The sequence below is a fragment of the Bacillus arachidis genome, from assembly GCF_030285945.1.
In the GTDB taxonomy this organism is placed as follows: Bacteria; Bacillota; Bacilli; order Bacillales; family Bacillaceae_G; genus Bacillus_A; species Bacillus_A arachidis.
In genome coordinates, this window is record NZ_CP127376.1 from 2110069 (window position 1) to 2137042 (window position 26974).

Here is a 26974-nt window from a genome sequence, read left to right on the forward strand (position 1 = left end):
GGATTAATGGAAGCACTACAAATGAGTGTAAGTAATGAAAAGAACAAAAAAGAAATGAAAAACCTATTTCTCTATTCTACAGGAAAAATTATCTCGATATTTGGTACGGCTATTTATAACTTTGCGCTAGGATTATACGTTTTAAAGCAGACGGGCTCGGCGTTAAGCTTTGCAGTTACTCTTATACTAGGAATTATTCCGATGGTTATCATCAATCCGTTTGCTGGGGTGATTGCGGATAAGATCAATAAAAAGACATTAGTTATTTGTATGGATCTTCTTAGCGGAATCTTGTTGGTTTCCGTTTATATATTATGTATGAAATATGAATTGAATTTACTTATCATTTACGTCACTACGTTCCTGTTGACGGTGTTTACTACTTTCTTTGGAATAGGTTTAGAAGCTGCGAAGCCAAACATTGTATCTGAAAAAATGTTGATGAATATTAATTCCATTAGTAAAATAATCGACTCAATCTCTTCAATTATGGGACCTATGTTAGGCGGAATTGTTTTTGCAATCTTTGATATGAGAACTTTTATTATCATAAATGGAGTTTCTTTTCTCTTTTCTGGATTATCGATGATGTTTATTCATTTCAAGCTTTTCAATCACCAATTAAATGAAGATCATTTAATTGGGAAAATTCATTTGATTAGAGATATGAAGGATGGATTTAACTATATATTTGAAAGAAAGAGTATTAAAAGCATGTTTATGCTCTTAATATTAATTAATTTTTTTCTCGGCTTTGCTGTGACTGTTCCATTACCGTATATGATTAATACAGTTCTAAAGTTTGGAGCAAAGGAGTTTGGTATGATCCAAGGGGCCTTTCCACTGGGGATGATTATAGGAGCTTTATTAGTAAAGAAAATCACAGAAAGAATTTCCTATTCCATTCTTTTAAAATATATAAGCATCGCTTTATCGATTCTTATGATTTTATTAGGAGTTCCAGTTATGCTGAAAAGCTTACAACTGAACTCCATCGTTTTTACCTGTTATTTCATTGCTGTCTTGTTCTTGTTTGGGTTATTCATAGCGCTAATTGATATCCCTCTCGCTTATTTTATGCAAAAAGAGATTCCAGATGAATATAGAGGTAGAGTCCTAAGCATTGGCATTAGTATCGCGAAAGTCATGCTTCCTATAGCGATGATTTCATCAGGAGCTCTATTAAATATCCTCCCTTCTTATGTCATGCCTATTGCAGGAGGAGTGTTATTCCTTCTATTAAATATGCGTTTAGCGAATAAGGTGAACTTTGAACTAACTTCAAAAAATATAAGTATTTAATTTGCTATAACGCCGGATTATTGTGTAATAAAAGTAGTGTTATAGTTGAAAAAATCCCCTTCCAGTATACTGAATAAAGAAATTTATCTTAAAGATAAAAGTGTGTTTGATCATTTATAGATCAAATTTTTGGAACGTATGAAAGAATGAAAAAGGAAAAGGGAAAGGGAAAGGTGTTAGAAATGAAAACGTATATTGTAGTTGGGGCTGGAATTCTCGGAGCATCTACTGCTTATCATCTTGCAAAAGCAGGAGCTCGAGTTACATTGGTTGATCGTCAAGATTTAGGGCAAGCAACGGATGCTGCAGCGGGGATTGTCTGTCCTTGGCTATCACTGATGTACAAAAATTAGAACAAGTTGCTGAGACATTAGAAAATCAAAAATTCCATTCTACAATTAGGGACAATGGGAATACATCTTTTATTGAAGTGATAAACAAAGGAAAAACAACAGTTGAAAATGCCTTTGTACAAGCATATAAACAGATAAAACATGCGATTAAAGCCTTACTGGATTATAAGTGGATTCCTGGAGAATAACCTTCTCTTTCACTAACAGGCGGAGGATCACACTTTCTGAAAGATGCTTATCAGTATACGAAAGAGACTGTGGAGAGGGTTTTTGGTAGTGGAGCTCTTAGATATGGAGATAGAAGAATATCGGATGAGCTGTACGACGAATTATGTAAGCAAACACTAACAGAGGAGTTAAGAGAATTAGTTAATAAAGATATTAATGATATGAAGGGAAACCTGATTCTGCACTAGGAGAAATTATAACCAAAAAATTAGAAGCAAACCACATTGTATCGGTGGATAAAATTGCTAGTATGGAAGGCTTTGAGAAACTAACTAAAGAGCAACAATTGCAGATTTTAAATAACCTAGATAATTTTATTGGAGGATAATTATGAAGAGTAATGCCGAAGCTTTTATAGATAGATTAGAAGAGTTGTTTGGAGAAGCAGATGTAATAAAAAAGATTAATACTAAAAATGGAGATACACCAATTCATGTGTTTTTTTATCGTGATTTACCTGAAGAAGGTATGATGACATCTATTACTTATGGACTATCAGAAGCAAACCATCCAAATTGGAAAAACGGAAAACCAGAAATTATTCTAACACTGGAGACTCAAGATGAAAGTTGGGGATTAGCAACAGCGTATTTTGCGTCACAATTTAAAGGAGAAAAAAATTTCTCTTACGGTTCACTGTTTACTTTAGATACTCCCATTTCAAAAGAATCTGAAATGGTTGGGTTCTTTGTCTTTGCTCCTTCAATTCTAAGTAAAGAATACTCGGAAATCAAAACACCTGAGGGATCAATACATTTAGTTGGTATGTATCCAATCTATAGTGAAGAGATTAAATTATATCAAACGATAGGACTGGAGCAGTTTTGGCAAAGGGAAGGTTTTGATTTATATAATGTAAAGAGAAAAAAATTAGTATAAATATGCTTTCTGTGATAATTATGAAGAAATTCAATACACACCTGAAGAATTTAGAAAAATGGATCAACAAATATGCACTGTAGCTATATTGCATATGTATATGTGAAAGAGAACATTAAAAATTAAATAACCAAAGACGATTCAAACTAAGAATCGTCTTTGGTTGCTATTTCAAGGAAAGTGTTACTTTATTATATTTATCAAAAAGTTATTTTGAAGCTATCATATAACTACTTTTTAAGATAATAATTTGGATTTCTATTCATTTTTCTTGAAAAATCTTCAAGAGAATGCGCTATTAAATCTCCCTCATAGTAAATCGGACAACAACCATCTGTATCTTCTTCATCTAAATTCATTACTAAACAAGAAAGTTCTGATACTTCATAAAATACTAATTCATTTTCATCTGTATAATCATCTAATCGAATATCATCCATATAAATGTCTTCACCATTAATAAAATCAAGTACACTACCAGGTCCCATTATTCTATTAAAACGCGATTCAATAGATTTACATACAAAACCATAACCTATCTCATTATAAAATTGCTTAAGCTCTCTTGGGAATTTTTTCCCCCATTCATTTTCGATTGATTTTATTTCGTCTGTTCCAGTTGGATAAAATACATGTTTATCATCAGAAGATATTTCTGTTCCAGGTAAAATCACATATTGTTTTAGAAAATGAAAATTACTCATATTTTTTCTCCCTTTTTTAATCTATCTTCCTAGAGGAATTTCTCTAGGCGGACTATCCGACCTATGAATAATATTTTAAAATTATATAGGAAAGAGAAGAGGTAGTGAATATGAAAATACTAATTATGTTTTAGAGAGATAGCGTTTTAACAAATGAGGTGCACTTCAAGGAACTGGCGTATATATTTGTTCATTTAATTATGCTTCATATGCCATGCTATCAGGAAAGTCTTCGTTTCTTTTGAGACATCGCACAATCCTAGTACATGCACAATTAAAATAATGTCCTCTCATTGTTTCTGAATCCACTGGAGCTTGCTCTAAGTCATAAAACATTCGTTCTTTTTTATTATAATACATTTTTCCTATTTTATCGGGGGATTCAGAAGGGTAGTATTGATAAACAACAATTTCTTCATCTTCCAATTCTTTAGTCATTAATAAACATACTGCCATATATAAAGACCTCCTTATTTATTCTTTATCTATTTTGGGCACATCCTATGGTCTACCAGATCTCACAGTGGCATCATGTGCTTCTCTATACGTTGTTTTAATTTAGTTACTTCCCACATATTGAAGCTAAGCTAAATAAAGTAATATAGTATTTAAGCAAATGAAATGTCATTTGGAAGATCAATATTTTTTAAATTTTTCATTCCACCATCATTTTCAATTTGTTTATGGATTTTAATGATACACTTATAGAACAATGAAATATGTTTTTTAGGTATGTCATCAAGTAAAACAAAACCTTCTTCGACAGTAAGTTTATCTTTTAAGAGCTTAAAACGCCATCTTTCATACATTTCTGGATATCCATTACACATTTCAATACTAGGGCCAAAACTATAAATGGCATAATCACTATTATCTAGCTCTTTTGTTATTACAATTGCAGGATATCTTCCCATTCTAATACACTCCTTGATTAATCAAATGCTTTATCTAAAGGGATTTTAAAATGTTCATCAAGCGGATACATAGGTTCTGTATCAGGAGCGTTCCAAGGTCTCCCCGATAACATTATGAACCGAGAGGATAAATACGTAAATATATAAATAAAGTAAAAATATATGTATGTAAATTAAAATAAGGTTTAAAACATAAAAAAGTGCTAACAAGTTTGCAAACGAACTTGCTAACATCTATTTATATATAGATAAAAAATTGGGGGGCTGTTTATGGTAAGCAAACTTTTACAGTTCAAACAGTTAAAAGTATGAATATATAAGGAGGAATCTGCTTTGTTCTCTATACGTTATAAAGTATTTTTTGATGAAATATATGATGATCATGAATTAAAAGGAGCAGACGGTTATTTTCAAATACAAGTGGACAATGAAAACTATGGATTATTACTTTCAGAGGAACTAGATGTGTTTTCTGTATCAGTATATTGGTGGTTTTATTATTTTTTAGAAGCAACAGAACTACTAAAAAATGAAAAGCAAGTGTATATAAGTGATATAGAAACTCCACAAGTTTGGATTGAGCTAAAAAAAACTAATAGTGATTATATTTCTATTAGCAAAGCCTATGCAAATAAACCAGAAGGAAGCCATGCAGTCGAATGTAGTAATATAGTTGGAATAACTTATCCTAGTTGGAATTCTAAACCTGTACCATTGGAAGATTTCAGAAATGAATTGTTAGAGAAATCTAAGATGTATGCACAAGACTTGCAGGAACTAAATGACGAGTCGCACCCATATATCTTAAAGCTAGAGTTTTTAATAAAAAAGGTTGAAAATTAATAGATATATTATGCTTATAAAGAATGTCACTGGGGAATTAATGTCTTTAAAGGTGCTTGTACGTAAAATTAGTCAGTTCCCTTGTGAAGTAGAATTACTATTAAATTCAGGAAAAGAAATGGTTATAAAGAGTGTAAGTATTGATAGTATTAGAAAAATACATTTTGTTTTAGATTTATTAGGGTAGGTGACAGAAATGGTTGGTAGAAGAATGATAGATAGATGGGAAGATGATAACAAGTCTTTTCTTAGTTTGAGTATTCAACAAAGAGTTTTACCCACAATATATGGAGGGATTATTGGGGATCTATTAGGTGTTCCAGTTGAATTTAGGAAAAGAGATACTTTTTACATAGACAATGTTAGTGGCTACGGAACCTATAATCAACCACCTGGAACATGGTCAGATGATACTTCTTTGACTTTGTGCTTAATGGAAAATTTAATAAAAGAAGAAAGTATATTTTGTTTAATGAACAAATTTATTAAATATAAAGAGGAGGGGTATTGGACTCCTTTTGGAAAAATGTTCGATATTGGAAGAAGTACAGATGAGGCTATTATTCGTTTTGAGGAAGGGTATCCATTAGAAAGATGTGGTGGCAAAGCTGAGTTTGATAATGGAAATGGCGCTATAATGAGGATAGCACCACTAGCCTTTGTACTATACAATGAGTTTGATTTTATCAAAAAAGTAGAAATGATAAAAAAATATACCGAGATTACTCATGCACATCCTCGTGCTATAGTAGGTTCTATTATTTATATTGAATGTTTGGTAAGACTTTATCATAATAATACTCCTCAAGAATCCTTAGAAGTAGTTAAGAGATTATTTGATAAAAATTTTGATAAAAGTCATAAATATCAAGAAGAACTAAAGCATTATTCAAGGCTTTTTGAAAATGATTTTTTTAGATTACCTAAAAATGAAATATTGTCGGATGGATATGTAGTACATACTTTAGAAGCTGCAATTTGGTGTTTTGGAAATTCAACAACCTTTAAAGAGGCTGTTTTAAAAGCGGTAAATTTAGGGGAAGATACAGATACTATAGCTGCAATAACAGGAACTTTAGCAGGTATGTACTATAAAATGGATGAAATTCCAGAAGAATGGTTAGGGCAAATAGTAAGAAAACAAGATATTGATGAATTGATAAATAGATTCAATAAATATTGTGCAGACAAAGCGATTATTGAGGAATATGGCAGTCTCTGAAAGATGATGTGTATCAATTTATGAAAGATACTGGGGAGAGGGGGTTGGATAGAAGGACAGGTAAAGTATATCCTACAAAACAAATTGATCCAGTAGCAGAAGCACATATAATTGTTAGAGTGAAAGAGCTAAGAGGGAAATTAACTAATGGATATAAAAAGTCTGGGAACTTTGCTTTAGCAGAAGTAGATGTCATGGGGCTAAATAGGAAAGAATTTTATGCTCAAAGTAGTATAAATGAATTAAGTGGTGTGTTAGAGGAAAGAGTGGCAGATATTATATTAAAGCTTAATAACACAACTCTAAAAGCTTCAATAGCAGCAGATAAGAATGGAATTGAGTACCCAAGAGAGTCTGATACTGAGTATAAAATTCTAAATGATATTGCTAACAAATTTGGAAATAATACTGAGACAAAAGGTAAAATAAAGTTATTTAGTATCATATTGTAAGTATAAATTGGTTATATACAAACTAAAAAATACATGAATTTAAAGCACTTGTTTACCAAAGGCAACAAGTGCTTTTTTACGTATTAGGGTAGATATGAGCAGGCACGTTATAATAGTATAAGTGCACGAAGGGTTAAAATTTTATAGATTGTAACTTCTGTAACAATGTTATTTTGGAATTTCGAGAAAATCTCCTAATATTAAATTAAGTATATGCACAAAGTAGGTGAAAAGTATGGGAGGATTTGGTTGTGAAGAACTTAATGAATTAACAATTGAAGATTATAATGATTTTTTTAATGGAACACCAAATCAAATTCCAAAAAAATAGGGTGGAAAATAATGCTGAATTTAAAAGATTTAAAAAAAGAGGATATTAACTATAATTGGAAAACAATATACATAGGTATAGAAGAGCGATTTTTTAATATCTCAGTTTTGACTGATTACGCAATTGAATTATTGGAAAAAGGAGAAGAAAGCCCCCTAATTAATGATTTAGCTTGGGATGTATCTGAAGACAACATATTTAATTTAATGTCAGAGATAAAAAAACAGTTTTTTCCTGATTTTGAAAAAGATAATCCAGAGTGGCAAAGAGAATATAGAAAATTAAGGTATGTCTATTTATCTAAAGTGAGAGGTAATACAAATGACAAACGTGAATTATTAAATAAAATAGCTAGTTTTTATGATTCTTTTGGGTATCCAGAAGATATGGTATCTCTCATAAATTATATGCATCAAAAAGAATTTTCTACTCAAGAGAGTTTATTAGAGAACTTTAAAACATTTCTTGAAGAAGAAAGGAAGTATCTAAAAAATTAATTTGACTATTTGGTTAGATTTTAAAGGTACATGATAAGTTAGAAGCAGTTCAGGGATATAAAAAGTCATTGACCTTTTGTGAGTTCCTTGTGCACTGACAAAAAAACATACCAAATAAAATAAATTAACAGTGATGTTAGAAAAATGAAGAGACTGTTGACCTGTTTTATCGTGTTATACGTTGGAGAACTTATCTAGACAGTTTGAACACACAGTTTTCTATAATCGATTTTAGATTATTACAAACAAAAGAGACGTTACTTAGGTTATGATATTGATTTTAATGAAAATTACCCTTTAATTGAAATAAAAGACCGAATGCTTAAAAAATAGATGTAGTTGGAATTGTCGTTCTATATGCATGTTCTTTTGAAGGTCGAGATATCAGAAGAATCTTTGATAGTACATGGGATAGAGAGAATGGACTAGGACTTCGTTTATTAAATGAAAAAGTAATTGAAGTAGGATATCAGGATGTTGTGATTTGAGAAACTGTTAAAAGGATTGGATAGAGAAAGATTAATGAAACATATTTTTGGCTATATTTTTGATGCTTTTAAAAGGTTGAGAGGACTGAAAAAAGAAAGAAGGTAAAATATGTTTCAAATTCGATATAAAATTTTAAGAAATATGTTGGATATAAGTGATGATTTAAAGGGAGAAGATGGATACTTTCGACTTATTGTAGATGATGAAAGTTATGGAATGTATATTGATAATGAGGAAGTAATAGACTTTTCATCTTCTGTTTTTTGGAATTTCAGTTATTTACTAGAGGTAATAATTCTTTTGAAAGAGCACAATGTAGTTTATTTAAGTGATATTGAAACACCTAGAAGTTGGATAGAAATAAAAAAATATGATAACGAAAGATTATTGATAAGTGAAGCAGATGCAGATAAACCAATAGGAAGCTGTGCAGTTGAAGTTGGTCCATTAACTAATGTAACCTATCCATATTGGAAAGACAAAGTTATACCTTTAAAAGATTTCAAACAAGAGTTGTTGAAAGAATCTAAGAAGTATGTAAAGGATTTAAAGCAATTAAATGATGAGGATCATTCTGAGGTATTAAAATTAGAATATCTAATAGAACAAGTTGAAAATAAATATAGTTAGGGAAATTATCTATTTTGCTAAATTATAAGGGTGAAAAAATTTAAAAAAAGAACAAGATAGAATGTTAAAGTAAACGGTGGGCATAGTATGCTAGAAGTGGTTTATGGAAGTTTAAAGTTATGGCTATTTTATAAGCTCCTTGGATACTTACAAAAGAATATGTCTAATAGAGTAAGCCAACAGTGATGTAAGAAAAGCGAAGCAGTTATTGATTTGTTTTAAGGTTTTATTCATTGGAGAATTTAGCTATGCTATTTGAACTGGAAGATATAATGAATCTTCCAGTTTTTTATGTCATCAAACTTAAATCGACAAATGCTATTTGTTTCAGTCTATCTGTTACCTTTTGAATGATAGAGATTTTGATTTTAATAATACTTGCACGTAATGTGATCAGAGCAGTTACAGGTACAGACCCACGCACAAGAAAAGAGCTATCCACAAAAGAAAGGCTTATCGCGGCAGGTTGGACGCTTTTGAATGTTATTCCAGATGGCAAAGTCTTCAGTGTTGCTGGAAAAGCAATTAAGTATGGCGGAAAAGTACTTCTTGATAGAGCGAAGAAAGTATCAAGTAAGCTACAGGAAGGCGTATCTTTCTTGGCATCAAAAGCAAAAGGACTAAGTAATAAAATAGGGGACATATGGAATAAAGGAAAAACAAAAGTTAAAAATGATTTTCTAGAAGCAGTTAAGGCATTCCGTTATGCTATGAAAAATTTGGGAGAGTATGTGCCGAAATTTGGTGGAGGCCCTTCTCCTGTAATGGAAGGTGCAGGCAAGATTCCTAGTGGAGGAAAGAACCTGCTGAAAGATGCGTATCAGTATATGAAGGATACTGGGGAGAGGGTGTTGGTAGTGGTGAGAAGGATGTTGGTAATGGAGCTAACGGTTTAAAAATTCCTCAGGGATTAACAGAAGAACAGTTTTCCAATATCAGTAACTTATTAAAGAGTGAATTAGGAAACATAAGTGATGACATTTTTGTACAAGGTAGTAGAGTAGGAGGAAATACAAAATTAACATCAGATATTGATATAGGTGTCCGTGTAAGTAAAGAGCAATTTGAAGGACTTGTAAAAAAATATTTTGGAACTCCAAATCCAGGTTCTGTAAAAGAAAGAACCATGCTTCATGCTTTAGAGCGTGGAAAAATTCAAGCGGGTGAAGCTAAATTGATAGGACTCTGAAAAGAAATAGAAAATCTATTAGGGATAGAAGCTGATGTATTTATAATTTTAGAGCGTGGAAAATTTGATAACCCACCATATATACCTATTAAATAAGGAGGAATATAGGTTGGAAGATTTATATTGTAAAGTTTTTATAAATACTATTCAATCAATTAAAGAGTTAACTGAAAAAATTTCTTTTTGTTTACATTTGGAACATGATAAATTTTTTTCTATAGAAGATGATTATTTCAGTGTTGATGTTATAAAAAATAAAGAATTTGATGAAGAAAAATCGAAAGAATTTCCAGATGGCTTTCTTTACTTTCCATATTTTTTAGATATTGATACATCTGATTATAATAAAAGCAGCGATTATAAAAAAGAAATCAGAAAATTACTTGTGTTTTTGTGGAAAGAGGGTTATCAAGTAGTTGCCTCATGTGATTTTGAAAATGAACTACCATGTAAAGGTGGATATAACCAAGGAATAAAATATTAAAATTTATAATTGTAATTGCTTATTTTGCTAGATTCTGAGGGGATAGAAATGTAGATGAAAAATTAACTAAGTGGGAGTTGAATACTATGTTTGAAAGTATTGATTTTAGACCAGGTGAAGTAGCTTATGATGGTTTTGACCGAAGGGTTTTAGAAGGATTTGATGAAGAAAGTGATTTATTGACAGATGATATGCTTTTAGTGAAGTATCCATTTAATTATGCAATTGACATAGGTTGGCACGGAGGTTTGAAAACATTTTTATTATATGTTACACAAAATTCCGATTGGGATGACCCTGTTGAAAAAAGGATATGTAGCGATTTAAATTCATTAAAAATAAATTTAATGGAGTGTATAAATAATATTAGAAGATTAGTTGATGAAGAAAAAACACTTCAAGATAGATAGTTCGATAATGCAGTTTGAATAGTATTAGAAAGCAGTCTTTCTCTGCAGCAGGTATATAGATATAGTTGTGGAGGGAAAGGGTTTAGAGAGCTTCGTGAAACTCCAAAGAGTAACTATGAATCAAAGTTAAAATTCGATTCGAAAAATGGATGATTTCCTGATGCAACTAAACAACCATAGGAGGAAAAAATGCTTAAAAATAAAATGAAGTCAATATTGAAAGAAAGAAAAATCAAGGCATTAAATGATGATTATGGAATTCAAGAATGTTGGAAAAAAATAACTGATACTTTGTCTGAAAATGAAAGTGAAACTATTCAATATTTAAAACAGTGTGGTAAAGAGGACTTGTATTGGATTAGCGAAGTATTTGAGGATATATCTGAAATTTTACAGAGTCCTCAATTTATTACTTGTTTGAGGACTCTAGATAAAACGTTTCCGGAATTAGATTTGACTCATGATATTGATATAGCTGAAAGCTATTTAGTAAAAGAATAATTTATTTCGAAACATTTAATGTTTCCTTTGATGGTGAGTATGGTAGAAAGTGTAGGAGAGTTTATATGGAACCCCAATTAAATAAATGTTTTTCGTTAGAATGAATCATATTTTGTTAAATAAAGATTACTATAGTGCAGAATTAGAACAAATTAAAAGATCTAAATTCATATAACATGAATGTTTTTGGATATTTTCATGACTCATTATTTATTCATAGTTAATTAAGCTTTATTTGATTAAATTAGGAAAACAATGAAAGATTATCAATTAAAGAAAGGGAATGAGGTATATTTTGAGAGAAATCAAGTGGTTATTTTCAGAAGAAATAGTAGATGAACAAATAATAAATAAAGTAGAGAAATCGTTTGGAGTAAACTTTCCAAACGATTATAAAGAATGTGTTAAAAAATATAATGGCGGATATCCAGAGCCAAATACTTTTGAATTTGTAACTGGGGGAGAAGGTGTAATAAATGATTTATTAAGTTTTACAAGTGAAGAAATGAATATAGGGATGTTTTACGATCCAATACAGCCTGAGATAGAGGGGATCATTCCTTTTGCGAAAGATCCTTTCGGAAATCTAATATGTTTTGACTATCGTGCGGATAAACTATCACCAACAATTGTATTTTGGGATCATGAGGAAGAAGGAGAAGCAGCTATAGAGATTATTTGTCATACATTTTCAGAGCTATTAGATGGATTACATGATGATTAAAAATCTAATAAAGTAATAGAAAAAAGTAAAGGGAATACATATGAATTTAGAATATACATGTATCTTCTAAAAAAGAACCTTCGTGGTAATATCGAAGGTTCTTTTTGCTAGAATAGTTATGATTCTTTCGCAGTGAATATTTGTTTGAATCGGTACGGATTTTCCTTTTCTTCTCGATTTTTTTCTTTTGATAAAACACTTAAGAGCAGTGGGTTTGCAGAATAATTACTGTCTTTTTCTAATAGGTGTTTCATACCTGACACCATCATATACAGATCTAAAATAACAATGGTAAATAATAAAACAGGACCAAAAACTATCCCAAAAGGTTAACTTAGATAGTTTTAAACAATGTTAAGTGCATCCATATAACTAATACTTGTAAATATTTGTTGATTTGGCCAAACATAAGATTTGGGAAGTAGATAGAGCTTTACGTGCAGTTTACCTATAAAAAAATCTCTTTTTCGACAAAAAAATAAATATCTTGCTTGACAGTCGTAAATATAATCGATATAATTCGTAGTAATTTCAAAAGAACTTATATTCAGAATATTAGATTGCGTTGAATAGGAGTAGTAAGGTCATGTGTTTGTACAGAGAGCTATGGGTTGGTGTGACATAGTCAAATAACATCCTGAACTCGCCTAGGAGCAGTAAGGTGGAACAGAAGTCTAATTCTTAGTAAATCTTAACGGTTAACCTTCGATAACAGGTTTGTAATCAAACGATTACTGCTAAGGTGGATTCATAATGGAATCAATGAGAGTGGTACCGCGTTAAGTAAATGGCTTAGCGTCTCTTTATATAAAGAGATGCTGGGCCATTTTTTATTATATATAGGAAGAAATGGAGGTTTTATTTGGATTGGTCAATTATATTTATTTATTAATATAAAAAGATTTAATTAGGAGGAAAATAAGATGAAACAGACGGAGCAATGGACTTCGAAATTAGGTTTTATAATGGCCGCAGCAGGATCTGCAATTGGACTTGGAGCAATATGGAAATTCCCTTATATTGCTGGGAAGAGCGGTGGAGGAGCATTCCTTTTAATCTTTATATTGTTTACGGTATTAATAGGTCTTCCGTTATTGATAGCTGAATTTATGATAGGGCGCAGTACACAAAAACAAGCAGTTGGAGCATTTAAAAGTATCGCACCCAATACAGGTTGGCACTGGATTGGACGCCTTGGCGTTGGAACATGTTTTATTTTGTTATCGTTTTATAGTATTGTTGGTGGCTGGGTATTAATCTATTTATTCAGAGGAATAACTGGACAATTGATTACACCGCAGCAAAATTACAGTTCTTTATTTACAGAAACAATTGGGGATCCTGTTTGGGCAATCGCTGGCCATTTTGCCTTTATGTTTATTACGATTTGGGTTGTATCAAAGGGTGTACAAAATGGAATTGAAAAAGCGAGTAAATATATGTTACCAGCATTGTTCGTTCTGTTTGTTGCTCTTATTGTTCGCTCTTTAACACTTGATGATGCGATGAAAGGGGTCAAATTCTTCTTACAGCCTGATTTCTCAAAAATCACATCAGAAAGTATTTTATTTGCAATGGGACAATCATTTTTTGCAATTAGTATAGGAATTTCAATCATGGTCACGTATAGTTCTTACTTAAATAAAAAAGAAAGTTTACCACGTTCAGCAGTAACGATTGTTGGGCTGAACCTGTTTGTTTCTCTATTTGCAGGGCTTGCTATTTTTCCAGCAGTATTTTCACTAGGAATGGAGCCAACAGAAGGACCAGGATTGTTATTTATTGTATTACCATCTGTATTTAGTCAAATTCCATTTGGAAATGTCTTTTTAACAGTATTTCTTGCGCTATTTACATTTGCAACGCTAACATCTGCATTTTCTCTACTTGAAACAGTCGTTTCAGCACTAGTGAATGGACAGCAAGAAAGAAGAATGAAATTGTCATGGATCATTGGATTTTTAATTTTCTTAATAGGTATCCCATCTGCACTTTCATTTGGTGTATGGAGTGATATAACAATCTTCGGCAAAAATATTTTTGACGCGGTAGACTTTTTATCTAGTAATATATTAATGCCACTTGGAGCTTTGTTCATTAGTATTTTCGTCTCATTTAAAATGGAGAAAAAGGTACTGGAAGCAGAATTTTTTGTTGGCGGGAATTACGGGAAATCAGTATTTATGTGCTGGGTGTTTTTACTTCGATATGTTGCGCCAATTTCGATTGTCATTGTCTTTTTGAATGTAATTGGGATTATTTAAATAAAAATAATTGAATATTAAGAAAATATTAGGGTATTTAAGGAAAAACCCAACCGTATTATTAAAAAATGCGGTTGGGTTTTAGCCTGTATAAGTAAATCAATTTTATTTATTAAAAGTTATTTTCCCTTTAACATGATTTACTTTTATTTTATCGCTTTTTGCGCCTAAGATGGTAACATGCTTTTCAATATTATTGATATCAGCTGAACCATCACCAATTTTCGCTCTTATAGATCCTTTTATATCCGTAATAACAACTTTGCCGTTATTATTATCAAGATTAATGTCAGACTTTGTATGCGCAATATCTACATCTCCATCTCTATTTGTTACACTTACAGTTCCATTAACGTTGGAAATGTTAATATTACCGTTGACATTAAGTATATTAATATCTGATTCGAGGTTAGAGACTTTGATATCGCCGTCTCTATGATTTTCGTTAAATTCTACTTTTATGTTCTTAGGTAATGATAGTTTGACATCAACCCAAGTTTCACTATTGCTAAAAAATTGTCCATCAAAAGAAGTGTTTAAAGTTGCAATTCCATTTTTGGCTGAAAGATCTAGTTTTAATTTATCCATGCTAATACCTTTAGCTTTTGCAGTAATAGAAGCTTCTATTTTATCTGATTTAGGATTTGTTGAAATATCAATATTGCCGTTACGGTTATCTAGCTTTAACGTTTTAACATCAGTAGCGGATAGCTCAAGTTGTTGTTCCTTTGTTTCAGTTTCGGAACTTGAACAACCAGTAAGAATTAAAGTTATTAACATACAGAAATAAATCAATCCTTTTTTCAATGTATTTCCTCCAGTCTTAAAAAAAGTTTAAGCGACATCTTTTTTTACGAATATAGGGTATGCAATACCATGCATGATGAATATATGAATTAAGATAAACAGTATAGAAAAAACGAAAGTCATACCTTCTACAGGAGGATTATCATATACGAAACTTGATAAATCCGTATGAGAGAAGATGAAATATTTTGTCCAACTGAAACCTTTTAATGAGATACTCATGACAAAACCCGAAATTGCTACTAAAAGAGAAAATACGATAGAGAATGTAGAACTTTTAAACGCCGCTGAAATCATAAATGCTAAAGTTGCAACAATAATTAAGTAAGGAATCTTAAATAATAAGCTGCCAATTAGTGCCTGAAGGATGCTTGTTTTTTGAACGACATGATCTTTGACAAATAAGTATTCACCATTTATTCCATCAAAGCCTAAAAGAATGCCACTAAATAGAATGGAAAGAAGAAACGTTATCACGATTAAGAAAAATCCAAATAATAACGTAGAAATATATTTAGAAAAATATATTTGTGTGCGAGTCGCGGTTCGTGTTAATAAAAATTTAATTGTACCGGATTGAAATTCACTTGCAACAATTTCACCAGCTATTATGAGTGTAAGAATAGAGATAGCTATTAAAAAGTTCGTACTTTGTCCAATTGTGAAGAACCATGCATTGTTTGTTGGTTTTATATTACTGTCGATGTAATAATTATTTAGTAGAAGTTTTTTTTCATTCTCCATTTTTTCAATAGGTAATTTTAGAGATTCTTTTTCAACTTGAAGCAATGCATTTTCTTCAATAAGAGATGTCTTCCAGTCATCCCCATAATTAACTTGACTGGAAAGCTTTACGTTTAGGAATTGAATGAAAATAAATACAACCATAACACCTACCATAATCCAAGTTCTTTTTCGTTTGAAAATTTTCATGTTTTCATTTTTTATTAGATTAATCATTGTGCACGCCATCTCCAGTCATTTCAATGAATTTGTCTTCTAAAGTTGTTTTCATGGTTTTAATGCCATAAACATTCACTCCATTTTTGGCTAATGTATCGCAAATTTCAGGTATATGTTCTTTACTTATTTTGATTGTAATGCCATTGTGACTTGTTATGATTTCTTCACCTATTACTAATTTTTGTAAGAGTGGGATTGCTAAGTCTGTTCGGTCTACTTCAAATTGCACAGCTTGCATCTGTTCTTTTGTAATATCCTTTATATCATGTATACCAACTAGATTTCCTTTGTCTATAATAGCAATGCGATCACACATCATTTCCATTTCGGCCATTAGATGGCTTGAAACAACAATTGCTACCTTTTCTTCTGTAGCTAGTTGTTTTAAATGAAACCTTAAATCTCTAATTCCTTGAGGGTCCAGTCCATTTGTAGGTTCATCTAAAATGAGAAGGGCAGGTTTGTGTACGAAAGCAATTGCAAGAGCAAGCCGCTGTTTCATTCCTAAAGAATAAGTGGAAACTTTATTATGAATACTTTTTTCTAGCCCAACTAAAGAAACAACTACATCCAAGCGTTCTTTTGGAATATTAGGTGTCATTCTAGAAAAGTGAAGGAGGTTATCATAGCCAGATAAAAATTTGTATAAATCAGGATTCTCAACAATCACCCCAACATCTTTCATAGCTTCTTTGAAGTCTTTGCTTGTGTCTTTTTTATTAATTGTGACTGTTCCACTTGTTTTAGAGATTAAGCCAACAATCATTTTAATTGTGGTTGTTTTTCCAGCACCATTGGGGCCTAGAAGACCAAGAATTTCTCCTTTTTGAGCATCAAATGATATTTGATTAACGAGTGTCCGCCTTCCAATTTTCTTAGTTAAGTTTTGTACATTTAAAATACACATATTTTGTTCACTCCCTTAATATTAGTGATGTGTTTCGGTTACAAACATAGCAAAAAGAATGTAATATAAGGCAGTGACAAAGTGTCATAACCTTGCTATGATGAAAATGAAAAAATAGGAAATATAGGGAAAAGGTATAATGTTCATTTGGATAGGAGGCATATGAAAGTTGAATGACATAAAAAATAAGTTAATTTGGCAGGAATGGCTAATGATACTCGTTCGGATTACTTGGATTGTTGCAATTGTTACTTTGACATATCAAGATAACCCAAACTTTCCACTTGAGATTGTTTTTATAAGTACAGTTTTGTCTTATGTCATACCTGTCATGTTATATAAATTACGAAGTGAATTATATGTAGTAACAGAAATTATCTTAGTGGGGGGACTTTCGCTTTATTTTGCTTATACGTATCATTTGGCTCAATTTTTATCTCCTGCAATTTTAACGCTTGCATTTTTTTGTCGTGGAAAACTAAATTTCTATACATTACCTGCAATGATAATTATCTGTGTATTGGGAGTTTTCTTTAATTTTGGGTTTGATCGCAATAAGCTGCTTCTAAGTATATTTGATGTTCTCTTTATATATGGCATAGGTCATTTGCTGCAAAGAGTTGTTTATTCTATGGATGCCATAAAGCAAAAATTAAATTTGATCAAGGATAAGAATGCAATTTTAGAACAATATTCTTCCCAGGTAGAAAGAATAACTCTGCTTGAGGAAAGGGATAGAATGGCAAGAGAATTACATGATACGATAGGCTATAAATTTACTTCGGTTATATTGAGTATGGAAACATTACGACCACATCTAGCAACCAAGGAGGGGGAGGAAAAATTACAAGAAATATTAGATATATCACGATCTGCATTAGATAATATTCGAAGACAGGTTCACGAAATGGATCCACAAGAAGAATCAAATTTAGATGTGTCTTTATTGAACTTAATAGAGGAGTTTAAAAGTAATACAAATGTTCATGTTGTTTTCCGTACGGTTGGAGAATATTATCCAATGGCTAAAAAACTAAAGAGAACTTTCTGTCGGTGTTTACAAGAGGCAATGACAAATGCAACAAGACATGGGGGAGCTGAAAAGATACAAGTTCTTTTACAATATCATAAAAATTATGTGATGCTTCAAATACAAGATAACGGTATAGGCATGGAAGTTATGCAGGAGGGCTTTGGTTTATCGGGAATGAGAGAACGCCTAAGTGAATATCATGGGAATTTGAGTATTGATTCGACTAAGGATACAGGGACAATTGTGACTTGTTTGATTCCGACCTTACATAAAGAAGAATCATCTGCCCAAGATAAGATTCATATATTAATAGTAGATGATCAACCTATTATTTCAGATAGTTTAGAACTTTTATTGGATAAATACGGTTTTCGCGTATCGGTTGCGAATAGTGGGGTACAAGCCTTAAAACAATGTGAAGAAAGGCAGCCAAATATTGTTCTTATGGATATACAAATGCCTGAGATGAATGGGATTACAACAATGAAGAAAATCAAGCATAGGTGGCCAGATACTAAAATAATTATGATCACAACTTTTGAGGATACTTCTAGTGTTTCTGAAGCGATTGAAGCGGGAGCAGAGGGGTATGTACTTAAATCTGTTCAACCAGAAGAGTTAGTAGCGGCTATTCGATTAGTACATTCAGGTGGGACAATGCTATCTCAGGATGTGGCGACTCGCTTTTTTAAAGAATATAGTCCAATGCCGAAAAAGCCTCCTTATGAATTGACTCCACGTGAAATGGATGTATTAGGATGTCTTAAAGAAGGACTTCGTTATAAAGAGATTGCAGCAAAGTTGTTTTTATCTGAAGGAACTGTAAGAAATTATGCTTCTTCTATTTATATGAAACTTCAAGTCTCAGGAAGAGGAGAGGCGGTGAAAAAAGCGGTGGATGAAGCTTTTTTATAAAAACGTAAAATCTAATTGGTACTATTTAAATTGAATGTAGCGTTTTTAAACGGAGGATAGAAAGGTGTATTGTTATATTACAGATACATAACGTGTACGAATTCGTGGCCCTCCTAATCGTATACGAGATCAAAAGATGAAAAATTGGAGGACAAAGAGATGAAACAAGAAAAGGAAGTATTATTACAAGGCGAAATGATGAAAGTACGTGGGAAAAAGCTATATGTGGAGACGTATGGATCAGGAGAAAATCATTCTGTATTGTATCTTCATGGAGGTCCTGGTGAGATGTGTTTTGATTTCACCTACCATCAAGCACATAGATTACAAGATACTTTTCGGCTTATTGCCATTGATCAACGTGGGGTAGGACGTTCGGATGAAATTGGGAAGCAAGAGCAGTTTGGATTGCAGGATCTTATCGAAGATTGTGAAGAGTTAAGGAAGATGTTACGAATTGAAAGATGGTCTGTTATTGGGCATTCCTTTGGTGGTTTTCTAGCGTTGTTATATGCAACAATGTATCCACAATCTATTCAAAAGATTATCTTTGAAGGCCCTACTTTTGATTTTGCATTAACAAGTAGAGCTTTATTGAAAAGGACAGGAGTTTTACTAAAGAAGTATGGAAAAGAAAAGCAAGGGAATGAATGTATGGCTATTGCAGAAAGTAATGCTAGTTCAGTAGAATTACTAGAAGCTTATTCGAAATTAAGCGATGAATTAGGGGATAAAAGAATGGAAATTTATAATTATGTCGAGGATGAAACGGATTATAGCTTATATAGTGAAGAAGAATGGGAAGAGTTTTATGATCGTTCCGAAATTCATTTTACAAGATTGAAAGGGGAAGGGGAAATTTATCAATCGATATTATCAAAATTAAAAGATGTGGAGAACCCGATGTTGCTCATCATAGGAAAACACGATGTGGTAACGTGTGAAGAACAAATTAAAACGTTCAAAAGAGACGTACAAAGTGGTAAAGTCATAGTTTTTGAAGAATATGGTCATACACCGCATTATGAAGCGGCAGATCGATTCGCAGAAACTGTCATTGATTTTTTGAAGTGAATTAGGAAAAGGTGCTTCCTAAAAATGAGAAGCACCTTTTTTCTTTATGTTTAAATTTCAGGATGGAAGATTGTAATGTTAGGCCATTTACTCTGCCAATTCTTTTTTTGTAATCTCGTTTCATACATATTTGTGAGCTCTTTCGTTTCGAGGAAATGAGGTGTTGGCTTCACTTGCAGTGTGAGAACGTCTTCTATTCCGCAAGGGGCAGTTAGCACCACATTATCTTGTTCATCTAATGTGACTCCAAGAGCAGTCGCTGTTTCTGAGAATTTAGAAATGGCATCGACTGAAGATGAATAAGGTGGCATGTTATTGACTACATGCATGCGAGCTTGATTTTTTACGGACCACGGAATTGTAGAATCTATATGTTTAAGCTTATTTTCTAATTTTTTTTCGGTGGATTCACTAATATGTAATGGATCAAAATAGATGATATCTATGTCTGGTGTTGGCGTTCTTACGTCATATCCATGAAGAACATCCCAAATTTTAGAACGAACAAATCCAGCGCAAACCCACCAATCAGGAAGTTGTAGGGTTTTTGCGGTCTGTAATATTTTCATCATCCAAGTATCGTTTTGTATGAGTTTAATAATATCTTGCTCTGTTTTAATATACATACATTTCTCTCCTTATTAAATATACTCTTCATTAAGTATTGTTTCTGTTAATCGAGCTGCCATAATGAGAAGCATCATTCACTGCGTAAGTTTAATAATCCATAAAATCCAATATGCACCAGGTACAAATATGAGCTGTGCTAATAATGTACCAAGAAATCTTGAAATCATAAGCCAACCAAACATCTTACTCATTGTATCAGCACCATTTTCTGATTGAAGCGCTCGCTCTGTTAAAAGGGCAATACGCGGATCTAGCAATACAGTTAATAAGATTGTAGCAAATCCATTAATAAGGCCAGAAGCCGTGATTGCTTTCGTTGCATAAGCCGGATTTAAATAAGAAGCATATAAGGCGGAAAGGACCCCCGCAGTATAAATTGCGGTTGCAAACATATTAATTAACATAATTCGTTTTGGAATGCCGCCCACTCGCATACGGTGGATCATTTCGAATTTTGGAAATCTAACATATTTTTTTGTATACTTCAATTTTTGCACATTGTTTGTTTTCATCATTCGAATGAATGAACCATCTGTTTCGAAGCTCTGAATTACATATCCAAAGAGTTTTGTTAAACTTGGATATAGAATAATTGCGAGCAGTGTACCGATAGAAGCGGATAATAAAACAAGGCGCATCGTACTTTCTAAATTAATTGAAGCGCCACTCTTCGCTTGATCGATAATACCACCAAGTAAAAAAGCTTGTAGCAAGTTGGATGTTCGTGAAATAAGTAATACCATCCCAACTACAGATAATGCAACGGCAATTTTCTTTAAACGAACACCTGCAAGCCGAATACTATAAGAACTTGTTTCGACTGCATGGATGATAATCGTGAAAGTCATTATAAAAATTAATGTTGTCATCATTTTTGGTCACCATGTTTCTATGAAATTATGCTCATCATACAATAGAACGATATCTACCTTTGAGTTGAGTAATAACGTGCACGAAAAAATAAAAGTTCAAAACGAATGAATATTTTGATAATATAGAAAGGATGGTGATTTGTCAATTAGGGGTGGAGAATTATGTATACAACTTTTCTATTTGATTTAGATGGAACATTAACAGATCCGAAAGAAGGAATTGTAAATTCGGTTTTATATGCATTGCGAAAAATGGGAATAGATGAACCGAATCAGAAAGAGCTAGATTCTTTCATTGGTCCACCAATTCAGCATTCATTTGCAGGTAGATACAGAATGGACGAAAAGCAAGTAGAGCAAGCTGTTACTTATTTTCGTGAATATCTAAAGCGAAGCGGCCTACTTGAGAATTGTGTATATGAGAGGATTCCGTATATTTTACAAGAATTAAAAGATGAAGAGAAACGATTATTTGTTGCAACTTCCAAACCTACTGTATTTGCAAAACAAGTGTTAGAACACTTTAATTTGATTCATTTCTTTGAAGAAATAGTAGGTAGTAATTTAGATGGAACCCGAATCAAGAAAGATGAAATTATTGAATATATTTTGCATGCAAATCCAGAGCTGCAAAGAGAAGAGGTAGTAATGATTGGGGATAGAAAGCATGACATGATAGGAGCGAATTGTAATGGAATTGATTCTATCGGTGTATTGTATGGATATGGGAGTGAAAAAGAATTACAAGAAGCAGGAGCGACGCATATTGTGAAACATGTCGAAGAGTTGCGAAGCTTTTGTGCAAAAGACAAAAGTTTTAAAATATAAAACAAAAAGAAAAATCCCTTTATAACGAGCGATAGTTAAATTGTTTTCCTTTAAAGGGATTTTTTATATGTAATAGAATAGTAATAAATATGCCATTTTAATCATAAAAATTTTGTTGGAAAAGGGGGAGGAATGTTAGGATTTGGAGTGTTATAAAAACGATATTTTGTAATACATAGAAGAAATCCAGGGTAAAAAGATTGAATTTTCAATTAAATAGGGGTGAGAGAAGTGGAACTAGTTATTATTTTATTAGCACTTAGTTTACTTATGTTTGTTGCCTATAGGGGATTTTCAGTTATTTTGTTTGCACCGATTTTTGCTCTATTTGCAGTATTCTTAACGGAACCTAGTTTTGTACTACCTTTCTTTTCGAATATTTTTATGGAGAAAATGGTAGGATTTATTAAATTATATTTTCCAGTTTTCTTACTTGGTGCGATCTTTGGTAAAGTAGTAGAAATGTCTGGAATTGCAGATTCCATTGCTAAGACAATTATTGAGATAGTGGGTGAAAAACGGACCATTTTGGCTATCGTTTTAATGGGGGCTGTTTTAACTTATAGCGGTGTCAGTGTTTATGTTGTTGTATTTGCAGTATATCCATTTGCTGCAAAACTGTTTCGTCAAGCGAATATTCCGAAGCGCTTAATACCTGGAACAATCGTTCTTGGAGCTGTCACATTTACAATGGATGCACTCCCAGGATCACCACAAATTCAAAATGTAATCCCGACAACATTTTTTAAAACAGATATTTATGCAGCGCCAATACTTGGTATTATTGGGGCTATTTTTGTCTTAACGTTAGGATTGATCTATTTAGAGAGTAGACGTAAGAAGGCGAAAGCAGCTGGAGAAGGCTATTTTGGTTTTGAAGATGGGAGTTCTGAAATGGCTGCATCACTAGAGATAGAGCAAAAGAATCATACTGCTCTTCAAAGTATTGAAATTTCGAGATTACAGCAAGTCGTAGCATTTATACCACTTATTTTGGTAGGGGTTATGAATAAGATTTTTACAATCACAATACCGAAGTGGTATCCAAATGGTTTTGATTTTTCTTCAATTGGAATGAAAGCGTTTGGTAAGGTAGAGCTAAGTGCAGTACTTGGTATTTGGTCGGTAGAATTAGCACTTATCATTGGAATTATAACAACGCTATTATTATATTGGAAGCGTGTGGTGACAGGGTTCCAAGCAGGACTGAATACAAGTATTGGAGGAGCGTTGCTGGCAACAATGAATACAGGAGCGGAATTTGGTTTTGGTGGTGTGATTGCAGCGCTTCCAGGGTTTGTAATTATGCGAGATAGCATTTCTGCAACGTTTACGAATCCACTCGTGAATGGAGCGGTAACAACAAATATTCTTGCTGGTATTACAGGTTCGGCTTCAGGAGGCATGGGAATTGTTTTAAGTGCTATGGGTGATAAATTTATTGCAGCGGCAGAACAATATCATATTCCGCTTGAAGTTATGCATCGTATTGTCTCTATGGCATCCGGAGGAATGGATACACTGCCACATAATGGGGCAATTATTACAATCCTTACTGTTACAGGATTGACACATAAACAATCGTATCGTGATATATTTGCTGTGACAATATTGAAAACGATTGCTGTATTTTTAGTAATTGCTTTTTATACATTTACAGGAATTTACTAATAAAATTATTAGTCTGGGAGGAAATAATAAAGCGAAGTAGAATATTAAATTTGATAATTTATGTAATAGAAGGTTCACATTATAAAATATTTAGTAGGGAAAGAAGGGGTGGGTTACTTGCAAGAAATCGCAGAATTTCGTATGCCAAAGAACGTTTTATATGGGAGAAATTCACTAGATAAATTAGGAGAACAAGCAATTAAGCTAGGAAAAAGAGCTTTCATTATCAGTGATTCTATTATGAAAAAGCTTGGCTATATCGATGCGTGCGTGAAACTACTAAAAGCAAAAAAAATAGATGTTATTACCTATGAAAATGTAAATGCCGAACCAACAAATATTCATGTTTCGGAAGCGTTAACGATATGTGCAGAGTCAAAATGTGATTTGGTTATTGGACTTGGTGGAGGAAGTTGTATTGATGCAGCAAAGGCTGTAGCAGTTCTGTTTACAAACGGGGGAGAGATTGAAGATTATGTTCAAAATCAAGTAGAAATAGAAAAGCAAGCCTTACCTCTTATTGCAATTCCAACAACATCTGGTACAGGCTCAGAAGTTACAAGTGTTGCTGTGATTACAAATACAAAAACAGATGTCAAAATGATGATTAAGCACCCAAATTTCACACCACAAATAGCGATTATCGATCCTTTGTTGACACGTTCTGTTCCGCAGAATATTACTGCAGCAACAGGTATTGATGCACTATGTCATGCAATTGAAGCATATCTTTCTAGATTTTCACAGCCGCTTACAGATGTATTAGCACTTGCGGCAATTGGAACGATTATGAAACATTTGCGGATTGCTTATGAAAATGGGACAAATATAGAAGCACGAGAAGCAATGATGATTGCTTCCTTACAAGCTGGCATTGCCTTTTCAAATGCGTCGGTCACTTTAGTTCATGGAATGTCACGTCCAATCGGAGCACTATTTCATGTACCCCATGGGATATCAAATGCGATGTTATTACCAGCAGTTTTAGATTTCACAAAGGTTTGTTGCGTCAAGCGACTTGCAGATATCGGACGGTACATCAATCCAGATTTACATTTACTTCCTGACGAAGAGGTTGCTAATCATGCGATTTTTGAAATAAAGAAACTTTGTTTGGATCTACGTATCCCGAATCTTAAAGAGTATGGAATTGATCAGGTTGAATTTGAAAATGCTCTTTCAAAAATGGCGAAAGATGCACTAGCTAGTGGGAGTCCGAGTAACAATCCACGCATTCCTTCTTATCATGAGGTGAAAAAATTATATCGTATATGTTTTGACTATCAATATGAAACTTCTGTAAGTATGTAGTGAAAATTCTGAATATCATTGAAATATTTCCGCGGAAATGAAAAGGGGTGCAGGAGATGGAATTAGTAATTATATTATTGGCTCTTTGCATGCTGATGTTTGTTGCCTATCGTGGTTTTTCAGTTATATTATTTGCTCCAATTTGTGCACTATTTGCGGTTTTATTAACAGAACCAAGTCACGTATTACCTTTTTTCTCTAATATCTTTATGGAAAAAATGGTTGGATTTATTAAATTATATTTTCCTGTATTCTTACTCGGAGCCATTTTCGGTAAGGTAGTAGAAATGTCAGGTATTGCGGAGTCTATTGCAAAAACTATTATTCAGCTAGTAGGTGTGAAACGATCCATGCTAGCAATAGTTCTAATGGGGGCTATATTAACTTATAGTGGTGTTAGTTTATTTGTAGTTGCTTTTGCGGTATATCCATTTGCAGCTAATTTATTTCGAGAGGCTAATATTCCAAAACGATTAATACCGGGAACAATTGCTCTTGGAGCGATTACGTTTACAATGGATGCGCTTCCTGGGACACCGCAAATTCAAAACGTTATTCCAACCACGTTTTTTAAAACAGACATTTATGCAGCACCATTTCTTGGAATTATTGGGGCAATCTTTGTATTTCTTGTTGGTATGTTGTATTTAGAAAGAAGACGAAAAAAGGCCGAAGAAAGTGGCGAAGGATATTATGGGTTTGGAGATGAAAATCCTGAAATGGCTGCTACAACAGAAACAGAACAAAATATAAAGCCAGTTATTCCTGCTTCTGAAATCACACCGCTTCGTCAAGTACTTGCTTTTGTACCACTTATTTTAGTAGGGGTAATGAATAAAGTGTTTACAGTATTGATTCCAACCTGGTATCCAAAGGGGTTTGATTTTTCATCGATTGGATTAAAGGCGTTTGGTAAAGTAGAGCTTACCGGTGTGCTAGGCGTATGGTCTGTGGAACTGGCTCTTTTAATCGGAATTATTACAACGATAATTTTAAATTGGAAACGCTTAGTTACAGGGTTTCAAGCTGGCTTAAATGCAAGTATTGGTGGTGCATTGCTTGCTGCTATGAATACGGGAGCTGAATATGGATTTGGAGGAGTTATAGCAGCATTACCTGGTTTTGGTGTCATTCGAGATAGTATTTCTACAACGTTCACCAATCCACTTGTAAATGGCGCAGTGACTACAAACGTCCTTGCCGGGATTACTGGATCAGCATCAGGAGGCATGGGAATCGCTTTAAGTGCGATGTCAGAGAAATATATTGCGGCAGCTGAACAATATAATATTCCATTTGAGGTCATGCATAGAGTTATTTCAATGGCATCAGGAGGCATGGATACATTACCGCATAATGGTGCCGTTATCACATTGTTGGCAGTAACTGGATTAACACATAAACAATCATATCGTGATATTTTTGCAATTACGATTATTAAAACATTGGCTGTTTTTGTGGTGATTAGTGTTTATAGCTTAACGGGAATTATATAATATTTGTGATATTGGATAAAACACGACTTTAAAGTTTAAGTGAAAGTCGTG

The 26974-nt window shown here is 32.8% G+C and carries 31 protein-coding genes, 2 pseudogenes and 1 other annotated feature; of the genes and pseudogenes, 24 read left to right on the forward strand and 9 right to left on the reverse strand.

Annotated elements, in window-relative coordinates; genetic code table 11:
* Positions 1 to 6 precede the first annotated feature (6 nt).
* From QRY57_RS12290 to QRY57_RS27155, 5 genes and pseudogenes are all read left to right on the forward strand, one after another.
* The gene (locus tag QRY57_RS12290) at positions 7 to 1302 is read left to right on the forward strand and encodes an MFS transporter (RefSeq protein ID WP_286017571.1); all 1296 of its coding nucleotides are present in this window, start codon (positions 7 to 9) and stop codon (positions 1300 to 1302) included.
* Between the two features lie 182 nt (positions 1303 to 1484).
* Positions 1485 to 1637: pseudogene (locus QRY57_RS12295) on the forward strand (FAD-dependent oxidoreductase); the annotation flags it as partial.
* Positions 1628 to 1843, forward strand: coding sequence for a hypothetical protein (locus tag QRY57_RS12300; protein ID WP_286017572.1), 216 nt, complete (start codon positions 1628 to 1630; stop codon positions 1841 to 1843). The pseudogene QRY57_RS12295 and the gene QRY57_RS12300, both read left to right, overlap by 10 nt.
* A gap of 370 nt (positions 1844 to 2213) precedes the next feature.
* Positions 2214 to 2762, forward strand: a complete 549-nt coding sequence (locus tag QRY57_RS12305) for a suppressor of fused domain protein (protein ID WP_286017573.1) — start codon at positions 2214 to 2216, stop codon at positions 2760 to 2762.
* Between the two features lie 28 nt (positions 2763 to 2790).
* Positions 2791 to 2868, forward strand: coding sequence for a hypothetical protein (locus QRY57_RS27155; RefSeq protein WP_432804086.1), 78 nt, complete (start codon positions 2791 to 2793; stop codon positions 2866 to 2868).
* A gap of 124 nt (positions 2869 to 2992) precedes the next feature.
* Here QRY57_RS27155 and QRY57_RS12310 read toward each other — a convergent pair whose 3' ends face one another.
* The 3 genes from QRY57_RS12310 to QRY57_RS12320 form a co-directional block, all read right to left on the reverse strand.
* Complete coding sequence (locus QRY57_RS12310) at positions 2993 to 3466, reverse strand: SMI1/KNR4 family protein (RefSeq protein ID WP_286017574.1); 474 nt, start codon at positions 3464 to 3466, stop codon at positions 2993 to 2995.
* 198 nt (positions 3467 to 3664) lie between these two features.
* Positions 3665 to 3922 (reverse strand): hypothetical protein, encoded by a 258-nt coding sequence (locus QRY57_RS12315; RefSeq protein WP_090689047.1) that lies wholly within the window; start codon positions 3920 to 3922, stop codon positions 3665 to 3667.
* A 152-nt stretch (positions 3923 to 4074) separates the two neighbouring features.
* On the reverse strand, positions 4075 to 4380 hold the full coding sequence (locus tag QRY57_RS12320; protein WP_286017575.1) for a hypothetical protein: 306 nt from the start codon (positions 4378 to 4380) through the stop codon (positions 4075 to 4077).
* A gap of 333 nt (positions 4381 to 4713) precedes the next feature.
* Here QRY57_RS12320 and QRY57_RS12325 point away from each other — a divergent pair, with 333 nt between their 5' ends.
* The 12 genes and pseudogenes from QRY57_RS12325 to QRY57_RS12380 all read left to right on the forward strand — a co-directional run bounded on the left by QRY57_RS12325 (position 4714) and on the right by QRY57_RS12380 (position 12152).
* Positions 4714 to 5223 carry a hypothetical protein gene (locus tag QRY57_RS12325; protein WP_286017576.1) on the forward strand — a complete coding sequence of 170 codons (510 nt, stop codon included), beginning with the start codon at positions 4714 to 4716 and terminating at the stop codon, positions 5221 to 5223.
* Positions 5224 to 5263: 40 nt separating this feature from the next.
* A complete protein-coding gene (locus QRY57_RS12330) occupies positions 5264 to 5410 on the forward strand; it encodes a hypothetical protein (RefSeq protein WP_286017577.1) in 147 nt (48 codons plus the stop codon).
* Between the two features lie 9 nt (positions 5411 to 5419).
* Positions 5420 to 6445, forward strand: coding sequence for an ADP-ribosylglycohydrolase family protein (locus QRY57_RS12335; protein WP_286017578.1), 1026 nt, complete (start codon positions 5420 to 5422; stop codon positions 6443 to 6445).
* 20 nt (positions 6446 to 6465) lie between these two features.
* A complete protein-coding gene (locus tag QRY57_RS12340; RefSeq protein WP_286017579.1) occupies positions 6466 to 6897 on the forward strand; it encodes a deaminase domain-containing protein in 432 nt (143 codons plus the stop codon).
* A gap of 342 nt (positions 6898 to 7239) precedes the next feature.
* Complete coding sequence (locus QRY57_RS12345; RefSeq protein WP_286017580.1) at positions 7240 to 7725, forward strand: DUF2247 family protein; 486 nt, start codon at positions 7240 to 7242, stop codon at positions 7723 to 7725.
* Positions 7726 to 7950: 225 nt separating this feature from the next.
* Positions 7951 to 8213, forward strand: a pseudogene (locus QRY57_RS12350) (DUF6985 domain-containing protein); the annotation flags it as partial.
* Between the two features lie 109 nt (positions 8214 to 8322).
* Entirely contained in the window at positions 8323 to 8844 is a 522-nt protein-coding gene (locus QRY57_RS12355) for a hypothetical protein (RefSeq protein WP_286017581.1), read from the forward strand.
* Between the two features lie 350 nt (positions 8845 to 9194).
* Positions 9195 to 9740, forward strand: a complete 546-nt coding sequence (locus QRY57_RS12360) for a pre-toxin TG domain-containing protein (RefSeq protein WP_286017582.1) — start codon at positions 9195 to 9197, stop codon at positions 9738 to 9740.
* Positions 9741 to 10142: 402 nt separating this feature from the next.
* Positions 10143 to 10517, forward strand: coding sequence for a hypothetical protein (locus QRY57_RS12365; RefSeq protein WP_286017583.1), 375 nt, complete (start codon positions 10143 to 10145; stop codon positions 10515 to 10517).
* Positions 10518 to 10603: 86 nt separating this feature from the next.
* Positions 10604 to 10927: a hypothetical protein gene (locus QRY57_RS12370; protein ID WP_286017584.1), complete on the forward strand. Its 324-nt coding sequence runs from the start codon at positions 10604 to 10606 to the stop codon at positions 10925 to 10927.
* Between the two features lie 189 nt (positions 10928 to 11116).
* Entirely contained in the window at positions 11117 to 11428 is a 312-nt protein-coding gene (locus QRY57_RS12375) for a hypothetical protein (protein ID WP_286017585.1), read from the forward strand.
* A 295-nt stretch (positions 11429 to 11723) separates the two neighbouring features.
* Positions 11724 to 12152 carry an SMI1/KNR4 family protein gene (locus QRY57_RS12380; RefSeq protein ID WP_286017586.1) on the forward strand — a complete coding sequence of 143 codons (429 nt, stop codon included), beginning with the start codon at positions 11724 to 11726 and terminating at the stop codon, positions 12150 to 12152.
* 116 nt (positions 12153 to 12268) lie between these two features.
* On the opposite strand, the gene QRY57_RS12385 is transcribed toward QRY57_RS12380, so the two are convergent.
* Positions 12269 to 12406 (reverse strand): hypothetical protein, encoded by a 138-nt coding sequence (locus QRY57_RS12385; RefSeq protein ID WP_286017587.1) that lies wholly within the window; start codon positions 12404 to 12406, stop codon positions 12269 to 12271.
* A gap of 302 nt (positions 12407 to 12708) precedes the next feature.
* Positions 12709 to 12958: a binding site (T-box leader), on the forward strand.
* A gap of 117 nt (positions 12959 to 13075) precedes the next feature.
* On the opposite strand from QRY57_RS12385, the gene QRY57_RS12390 reads away from it, so the two are divergent.
* Positions 13076 to 14416: a sodium-dependent transporter gene (locus QRY57_RS12390; protein WP_286017588.1), complete on the forward strand. Its 1341-nt coding sequence runs from the start codon at positions 13076 to 13078 to the stop codon at positions 14414 to 14416.
* Between the two features lie 105 nt (positions 14417 to 14521).
* Here the strand turns inward: QRY57_RS12390 and QRY57_RS12395 are convergent, their stop codons facing one another.
* The 3 genes from QRY57_RS12395 to QRY57_RS12405 are packed head-to-tail and all read right to left on the reverse strand — an operon-like array spanning position 14522 to position 17093.
* Positions 14522 to 15223 carry a DUF4097 family beta strand repeat-containing protein gene (locus QRY57_RS12395; RefSeq protein ID WP_286017589.1) on the reverse strand — a complete coding sequence of 234 codons (702 nt, stop codon included), beginning with the start codon at positions 15221 to 15223 and terminating at the stop codon, positions 14522 to 14524.
* Between the two features lie 27 nt (positions 15224 to 15250).
* Positions 15251 to 16183 carry an ABC transporter permease gene (locus tag QRY57_RS12400; RefSeq protein ID WP_208018741.1) on the reverse strand — a complete coding sequence of 311 codons (933 nt, stop codon included), beginning with the start codon at positions 16181 to 16183 and terminating at the stop codon, positions 15251 to 15253.
* Positions 16176 to 17093, reverse strand: coding sequence for an ABC transporter ATP-binding protein (locus tag QRY57_RS12405; protein ID WP_286017590.1), 918 nt, complete (start codon positions 17091 to 17093; stop codon positions 16176 to 16178). Before QRY57_RS12405 ends, QRY57_RS12400 begins: the two co-directional genes overlap by 8 nt.
* A gap of 211 nt (positions 17094 to 17304) precedes the next feature.
* Between QRY57_RS12405 and QRY57_RS12410 the strand changes: the two genes are divergently transcribed.
* Both QRY57_RS12410 and QRY57_RS12415 read left to right on the forward strand, forming a co-directional pair.
* Positions 17305 to 19041: a response regulator gene (locus QRY57_RS12410; protein ID WP_432804087.1), complete on the forward strand. Its 1737-nt coding sequence runs from the start codon at positions 17305 to 17307 to the stop codon at positions 19039 to 19041.
* A 159-nt stretch (positions 19042 to 19200) separates the two neighbouring features.
* Positions 19201 to 20115: an alpha/beta fold hydrolase gene (locus QRY57_RS12415; RefSeq protein ID WP_286017592.1), complete on the forward strand. Its 915-nt coding sequence runs from the start codon at positions 19201 to 19203 to the stop codon at positions 20113 to 20115.
* Positions 20116 to 20165: 50 nt separating this feature from the next.
* Here the strand turns inward: QRY57_RS12415 and QRY57_RS12420 are convergent, their stop codons facing one another.
* Both QRY57_RS12420 and QRY57_RS12425 read right to left on the reverse strand, forming a co-directional pair.
* Positions 20166 to 20741: a nucleotidyltransferase family protein gene (locus tag QRY57_RS12420; RefSeq protein WP_286017593.1), complete on the reverse strand. Its 576-nt coding sequence runs from the start codon at positions 20739 to 20741 to the stop codon at positions 20166 to 20168.
* A 78-nt stretch (positions 20742 to 20819) separates the two neighbouring features.
* The gene (locus QRY57_RS12425) at positions 20820 to 21617 is read right to left on the reverse strand and encodes a lipid II flippase Amj family protein (RefSeq protein WP_286017594.1); all 798 of its coding nucleotides are present in this window, start codon (positions 21615 to 21617) and stop codon (positions 20820 to 20822) included.
* A 162-nt stretch (positions 21618 to 21779) separates the two neighbouring features.
* Between QRY57_RS12425 and QRY57_RS12430 the strand changes: the two genes are divergently transcribed.
* The 4 genes from QRY57_RS12430 to QRY57_RS12445 all read left to right on the forward strand — a co-directional run bounded on the left by QRY57_RS12430 (position 21780) and on the right by QRY57_RS12445 (position 26923).
* Complete coding sequence (locus QRY57_RS12430; protein WP_286017595.1) at positions 21780 to 22445, forward strand: HAD family hydrolase; 666 nt, start codon at positions 21780 to 21782, stop codon at positions 22443 to 22445.
* A 231-nt stretch (positions 22446 to 22676) separates the two neighbouring features.
* A complete protein-coding gene (locus tag QRY57_RS12435) occupies positions 22677 to 24116 on the forward strand; it encodes a GntP family permease (RefSeq protein WP_286017596.1) in 1440 nt (479 codons plus the stop codon).
* A gap of 108 nt (positions 24117 to 24224) precedes the next feature.
* Positions 24225 to 25427, forward strand: a complete 1203-nt coding sequence (locus tag QRY57_RS12440; RefSeq protein WP_286017597.1) for an iron-containing alcohol dehydrogenase — start codon at positions 24225 to 24227, stop codon at positions 25425 to 25427.
* 56 nt (positions 25428 to 25483) lie between these two features.
* Positions 25484 to 26923: a GntP family permease gene (locus tag QRY57_RS12445; RefSeq protein ID WP_286017598.1), complete on the forward strand. Its 1440-nt coding sequence runs from the start codon at positions 25484 to 25486 to the stop codon at positions 26921 to 26923.
* Positions 26924 to 26974 lie beyond the last annotated feature (51 nt).

What these genes read in the sequence shown, in the direction of transcription:
- QRY57_RS12290 (WP_286017571.1), top strand. Translation starts at nt 7, where the DNA reads ATGGAAGCACTACAAATGAGTGTAAGTAATGAAAAGAACAAAAAAGAA.
- QRY57_RS12305 (WP_286017573.1), top strand. Translation starts at nt 2,214, where the DNA reads ATGAAGAGTAATGCCGAAGCTTTTATAGATAGATTAGAAGAGTTGTTT.
- QRY57_RS12310 (WP_286017574.1), bottom strand. Translation starts at nt 3,466, where the DNA reads ATGAGTAATTTTCATTTTCTAAAACAATATGTGATTTTACCTGGAACA.
- QRY57_RS12315 (WP_090689047.1), bottom strand. Translation starts at nt 3,922, where the DNA reads ATGGCAGTATGTTTATTAATGACTAAAGAATTGGAAGATGAAGAAATT.
- QRY57_RS12320 (WP_286017575.1), bottom strand. Translation starts at nt 4,380, where the DNA reads ATGGGAAGATATCCTGCAATTGTAATAACAAAAGAGCTAGATAATAGT.
- QRY57_RS12330 (WP_286017577.1), top strand. Translation starts at nt 5,264, where the DNA reads ATGTCTTTAAAGGTGCTTGTACGTAAAATTAGTCAGTTCCCTTGTGAA.
- QRY57_RS12335 (WP_286017578.1), top strand. Translation starts at nt 5,420, where the DNA reads ATGGTTGGTAGAAGAATGATAGATAGATGGGAAGATGATAACAAGTCT.
- QRY57_RS12340 (WP_286017579.1), top strand. Translation starts at nt 6,466, where the DNA reads ATGAAAGATACTGGGGAGAGGGGGTTGGATAGAAGGACAGGTAAAGTA.
- QRY57_RS12345 (WP_286017580.1), top strand. Translation starts at nt 7,240, where the DNA reads ATGCTGAATTTAAAAGATTTAAAAAAAGAGGATATTAACTATAATTGG.
- QRY57_RS12355 (WP_286017581.1), top strand. Translation starts at nt 8,323, where the DNA reads ATGTTTCAAATTCGATATAAAATTTTAAGAAATATGTTGGATATAAGT.
- QRY57_RS12360 (WP_286017582.1), top strand. Translation starts at nt 9,195, where the DNA reads ATGATAGAGATTTTGATTTTAATAATACTTGCACGTAATGTGATCAGA.
- QRY57_RS12370 (WP_286017584.1), top strand. Translation starts at nt 10,604, where the DNA reads ATGTTTGAAAGTATTGATTTTAGACCAGGTGAAGTAGCTTATGATGGT.
- QRY57_RS12375 (WP_286017585.1), top strand. Translation starts at nt 11,117, where the DNA reads ATGCTTAAAAATAAAATGAAGTCAATATTGAAAGAAAGAAAAATCAAG.
- QRY57_RS12385 (WP_286017587.1), bottom strand. Translation starts at nt 12,406, where the DNA reads ATGAAACACCTATTAGAAAAAGACAGTAATTATTCTGCAAACCCACTG.
- QRY57_RS12390 (WP_286017588.1), top strand. Translation starts at nt 13,076, where the DNA reads ATGAAACAGACGGAGCAATGGACTTCGAAATTAGGTTTTATAATGGCC.
- QRY57_RS12400 (WP_208018741.1), bottom strand. Translation starts at nt 16,183, where the DNA reads ATGATTAATCTAATAAAAAATGAAAACATGAAAATTTTCAAACGAAAA.
- QRY57_RS12405 (WP_286017590.1), bottom strand. Translation starts at nt 17,093, where the DNA reads ATGTGTATTTTAAATGTACAAAACTTAACTAAGAAAATTGGAAGGCGG.
- QRY57_RS12410 (WP_432804087.1), top strand. Translation starts at nt 17,305, where the DNA reads ATGATACTCGTTCGGATTACTTGGATTGTTGCAATTGTTACTTTGACA.
- QRY57_RS12415 (WP_286017592.1), top strand. Translation starts at nt 19,201, where the DNA reads ATGAAACAAGAAAAGGAAGTATTATTACAAGGCGAAATGATGAAAGTA.
- QRY57_RS12420 (WP_286017593.1), bottom strand. Translation starts at nt 20,741, where the DNA reads ATGTATATTAAAACAGAGCAAGATATTATTAAACTCATACAAAACGAT.
- QRY57_RS12425 (WP_286017594.1), bottom strand. Translation starts at nt 21,617, where the DNA reads ATGATGACAACATTAATTTTTATAATGACTTTCACGATTATCATCCAT.
- QRY57_RS12430 (WP_286017595.1), top strand. Translation starts at nt 21,780, where the DNA reads ATGTATACAACTTTTCTATTTGATTTAGATGGAACATTAACAGATCCG.
- QRY57_RS12445 (WP_286017598.1), top strand. Translation starts at nt 25,484, where the DNA reads ATGGAATTAGTAATTATATTATTGGCTCTTTGCATGCTGATGTTTGTT.